Source organism: Azospirillum sp. UFLA03-27, assembly GCF_059803775.1.
The window spans coordinates 1-4006 of the sequence record NZ_JAUQTX010000385.1; the positions used below are offsets into that span (position 1 = coordinate 1).

The following is a 4006-nucleotide window of genomic DNA, read 5'->3' on the forward strand; positions in this document are numbered from 1 at the left end:
CGCTCGTCATCGTCGGCTGCGTCAGTTGTTTATAAGAGACTGGCTTTATCCCCTCCCCTGCGTGAGGGGGGGAGGGTCAGGGAGGGGGCAACACCTCCCCCACGCGACAACTCTACTCCGCGTGCACCTGCTGACGGGCGACGTCCAGCAGTTGGGCCAGCTCCTTCTCCACCCGGTGGTCGGAGATGTCCACGCCCTTGGCGTGCAGGTCGGCGGCCAGACGGTCGCGGATGTCGTGCGGTCCGGTCGCGCCGATGTCGGCGTCGATGATCTGGCGGACGTAGGCGTCGGCCTCGCCCCCGGTCAGGCCCAGCAGGCTTGCCGCCCAGAGTCCCGCCAGCCGGTCGCGGCGCGCGCGAATCCTGAAGAGCAGGTCCTGGTCGTGCTGGAACTTGTTCTCGAAGGCCCTCTCGCGCTCGTCGAAGGTCGTCATGGGACCCGGCTCCTTGGATTGGTTTTGCGCTCCCAGATACAAGACTATATAGCCGGTGGATCGGGCGTCGTCATCGCCCCTACCCACCGGCCAATCGACGAATCCGGCGTGCGGCGACATACCCAAGAGGGAAGCGGAAGGCAAGATTCCCCATGTGCAGCGTGATCCTCCTGCAACGACCGGACGCAACATGGCCCCTCATCCTGGGCGCCAACCGCGACGAAATGGCCGGACGGCCCTGGCAGGCGCCGGCGCGCCATTGGCCCGACCGCCCCAACGTCGTCGCCGGGCTGGACGAGCTGGCCGGCGGCTCCTGGCTGGGCATGAACGACGAGGGCGTCGTGGCCGCCGTGCTGAACCGCATGGGCACGCTGGGGCCGGAGGCCGGCAAGCGCTCGCGCGGGGAGCTGGTGCTGGACGCGCTGGATTTCGCCGACGCGGCGGAGGCGGCGGAGGCCATGGCGCAGCTCGACACGCGGGCCTACCGCCCCTTCAACCTGCTGATCGCCGACAACCGCGACGCCCGGCTGCTGGTCCACCGCGGCCCCTCCCCGCGCAACCGCCCGGAGGTGGTCGAGATCCCCGAGGGCGTGCACATGGTCACTGCCAGCGACCTGGACGACGTGGCGGAGGACCCGCGGCAGGCCCAGTATCTCCCCCTCTTCCAGCACGCGGCACCGCCCGACCCGGAGCGGGGCGAAGCCGGCGACCGGTGGGGCGGCTGGCCGGAGTTGCTGGCGAGCCGCATCTGGGACGACGGCGGGCGGGGCGAGCGCGGGGCGATGAACTTCCTGCTGCCCAGCGGATTCGGCACGGTGTCGAGCGCGCTGATCGCCCTGCCCGCCGTGGAGCGCCCGGATCTGGACCCGGTCTGGCACTTCGCTGCCGGCCGCCCTCACGAGGCGCCGTGGCAGCCCGTCCCGTTGGGGCCCGTCCCGTTGGGGTAGGAGCCGCCGCGGACCCCGCGCATTGTGTTCCCTGGGCCAGCTTGCTATATCACTTGTGCATATCCCCTGGATCGGTCACCCGCCGGTCCAGGCTACACGTTTTTGGACGATCTCTCATGACACGACGTCGGCGCATCTACGAAGGCAAGGCGAAGGTCCTGTTCGAAGGTCCGGAGCCGGGCACGCTGGTGCAGTACTTCAAGGACGACGCGACCGCCTTCAACAACCAGAAGAAGGGCATCATCACCGGCAAGGGGGTGCTGAACAACCGCATCTCCGAATACCTGATGAGCCGTTTGTCGGAAATCGGCGTGCCGACGCACTTCGTGCGCCGCCTGAACATGCGCGAGCAGCTGGTTCGCGAGGTCGAGATCATCCCCATCGAGCTGGTCGTGCGCAACACCGCTGCCGGCTCGCTGTCCAAGCGCTTCGGCATCCCCGAGGGGACCCCGCTGCCGCGCTCGATCATCGAGTATTATTACAAGTCCGACGAGCTGAACAATCCCATGGTTACCGAGGAGCACATCACGGCCTTCGGCTGGGCGGCTCCGCAGGACCTCGACGACATGGTGGCGCTGTCGCTCCGCGTGAACGACTACCTGTCGGGCCTCTTCCTCGGCATCGGCCTGCGGCTGGTGGATTTCAAGCTGGAGTTCGGCCGGCTGTGGGAGAACGAGGAGATGCGCATCGTCCTGGCCGACGAGATCAGCCCCGACAACTGCCGCCTGTGGGACATCAAGACCAACGAGAAGCTGGACAAGGACCGCTTCCGCCAGGACCTCGGTCAGGTCGAGGAGGCCTACCAGGAGGTCGCCCGGCGCCTCGGCATCCTGCCCGAAGGCGGCCCGGTGGACGTCAAGGGCCCCAAGACCGTCCAGTAAAGACCGTCCAGTAAACCCTTTCCCCCAACCCATCAGCACCATCAAGCGAGCGGACATCCGATGAAGGCGAAGGTTCACGTCACCCTCAAGCGCGGCGTTCTCGACCCCCAGGGCAAGGCCATCGCGCACGCGCTGCACACGCTGGGCTTCGACGGCGTCGAGGACGTCCGCGCCGGCAAGGTCATCGAGCTTCAGCTCAAGAGCACCGACGAGGCCGCCGCCCGCAAGGAGGTCGAGGCCATGTGCACCAAGCTGCTGGCCAACACCGTGATCGAAGACTACGCGATCGAGCTGGTGGCCTGAGAGCTGGTGGCCCAAGGCCGTCCGCGCTCAATCCTGCCTGTCGGAAAATGGGGGATGCGCAACCGCTGCGCATCCCCCATTTTCGTTCGACCATGTCCATCGCCCATCTCTCCGCGCTCGATCCCATCTTCGCCGAGTCCCTGCGTGTCGGCGGCCCGACGGTGCGCGACTTCCGCCGCCCGGACGGCTTCTCCGGCCTGCTCTGCCTGATCATCGAGCAGCAGCTGTCCACCACGGTCGCCGCGGCGCTGTGGGCCAAGCTCCAGGCCATGGTCGGGGTGGTGACGCCCGACGCCATCCTCGCCCTGCCCGACGAGGATTTGCGGGCTTGCGGCCTGTCGCGCCAGAAGATCGGCTACGCCCGCGGGCTGGCCCAGACCGTCGCGGACGGCCGGCTCGACTTCGACGCCATTCACAAAATGGACGACGAGGAGGCCATCGCCGCCCTGATCGCGCTGAAGGGCATCGGGCGCTGGACCGCCGAGATCTACCTGATGATGGCGCTCGGCCGACCGGACATCTGGCCGGTCGGCGACCTCGCCATCCAGCTCGGCGTGCAACGGCTGAAGGGCTGGGCGGAGAAGCCGACCCAGGCACAGCTCCTCGCCGTCGCCGAGCCCTGGCGCCCTCACCGCAGTCTCGCCGCACAGCTCGTCTGGCACCACTATGTGGCGTTGCAGGAGCAGGCCAGAGCCCTCAAACCGGCCAAGAGCAAGAAGACGCCCAAAGGAAAGACGACACCGTGACCGAGACCACCATCATCGCCGTCCTCGTCGGCAAGGCCGCCCCCTTCGGCCCGCCGGGGCGGACCAGCGCCATCGCCAAGTCTCCGGTGGACGGCCCGCACACGGTCGGCCCCGAAGGCTTTCTGGACGACGAGCAGGCCGACCGCCGCGTCCATGGCGGGCCCGACAAGGCCATCCACCATTACCCGCTGGACCACCACCCGGCGTGGCGGGACGAGCTGGGCGGGGACGTGCCGCTGCTTGGCCAGCCCGGCGCCTTCGGCGAGAACCTCGCGACGCTGGGCCTGACCGAGGCCGATGTCTGCGTCGGCGACCGCTTCCGCGCCGGCACCGCCCTGCTGGAGGTCGCCCAGGCCCGCCAGCCCTGCTGGAAGCTGAACCACCGCTTCGCCGTGCCCGACATGGCCAAGCGCGTCCAGACCACCGGGCGCACCGGCTGGTACTATCGCGTGCCGGAACCCGGCCAGATCGGCCCCGGCGACCGGCTGACCCTGGTCGAGCGCCCCTACCCGCACTGGACGCTCGCCCGGCTGCTGCACGTCCTTTATGTGGACACGCAGAACCGCGAGGCGCTGGCCGAGATGGCCGCCCTGCCCGTGCTGGCCCAGACGTGGCGGACGCTGGCCGAACGCCGGCTGACTCAGGGCGTCGAGGACTGGACCAAGCGCCTGAACGGCGGCTGTCTCTTATACACAT

6 protein-coding genes are annotated in these 4006 nt (G+C 68.6%); 5 read left to right on the plus strand and 1 reads right to left on the minus strand.

The window, feature by feature from the left end:
- Positions 1-112: 112 nt before the first annotated feature.
- A complete protein-coding gene (locus Q4I23_RS31055; protein WP_454018897.1) occupies positions 113-433 on the minus strand; it encodes a DUF1476 domain-containing protein in 321 nt (106 codons plus the stop codon).
- A 152-nt stretch (positions 434-585) separates the two neighbouring features.
- Between Q4I23_RS31055 and Q4I23_RS31060 the strand changes: the two genes are divergently transcribed.
- The 5 genes from Q4I23_RS31060 to Q4I23_RS31080 all read left to right on the plus strand — a co-directional run.
- Positions 586-1380, plus strand: coding sequence for an NRDE family protein (locus tag Q4I23_RS31060; protein WP_498528773.1), 795 nt, complete (start codon positions 586-588; stop codon positions 1378-1380).
- 116 nt (positions 1381-1496) lie between these two features.
- The gene (gene purC / locus Q4I23_RS31065) at positions 1497-2261 is read left to right on the plus strand and encodes a phosphoribosylaminoimidazolesuccinocarboxamide synthase (RefSeq protein ID WP_014239519.1); all 765 of its coding nucleotides are present in this window, start codon (positions 1497-1499) and stop codon (positions 2259-2261) included.
- A 60-nt stretch (positions 2262-2321) separates the two neighbouring features.
- The gene (gene purS, locus Q4I23_RS31070) at positions 2322-2564 is read left to right on the plus strand and encodes a phosphoribosylformylglycinamidine synthase subunit PurS (RefSeq protein ID WP_038529315.1); all 243 of its coding nucleotides are present in this window, start codon (positions 2322-2324) and stop codon (positions 2562-2564) included.
- Positions 2565-2656: 92 nt separating this feature from the next.
- On the plus strand, positions 2657-3310 hold the full coding sequence (locus Q4I23_RS31075) for a DNA-3-methyladenine glycosylase family protein (protein WP_454018895.1): 654 nt from the start codon (positions 2657-2659) through the stop codon (positions 3308-3310).
- Positions 3307-4006, plus strand: a 700-nt coding sequence (locus tag Q4I23_RS31080) for an MOSC domain-containing protein (RefSeq protein WP_498528774.1), incomplete at its 3' end; no start/stop codon positions are given. The genes Q4I23_RS31075 and Q4I23_RS31080, both read left to right, overlap by 4 nt.

What these genes read in the sequence shown, in the direction of transcription:
- Q4I23_RS31055 (WP_454018897.1), bottom strand. Translation starts at nt 433, where the DNA reads ATGACGACCTTCGACGAGCGCGAGAGGGCCTTCGAGAACAAGTTCCAG.
- Q4I23_RS31060 (WP_498528773.1), top strand. Translation starts at nt 586, where the DNA reads ATGTGCAGCGTGATCCTCCTGCAACGACCGGACGCAACATGGCCCCTC.
- purC (WP_014239519.1), top strand. Translation starts at nt 1,497, where the DNA reads ATGACACGACGTCGGCGCATCTACGAAGGCAAGGCGAAGGTCCTGTTC.
- purS (WP_038529315.1), top strand. Translation starts at nt 2,322, where the DNA reads ATGAAGGCGAAGGTTCACGTCACCCTCAAGCGCGGCGTTCTCGACCCC.
- Q4I23_RS31075 (WP_454018895.1), top strand. Translation starts at nt 2,657, where the DNA reads ATGTCCATCGCCCATCTCTCCGCGCTCGATCCCATCTTCGCCGAGTCC.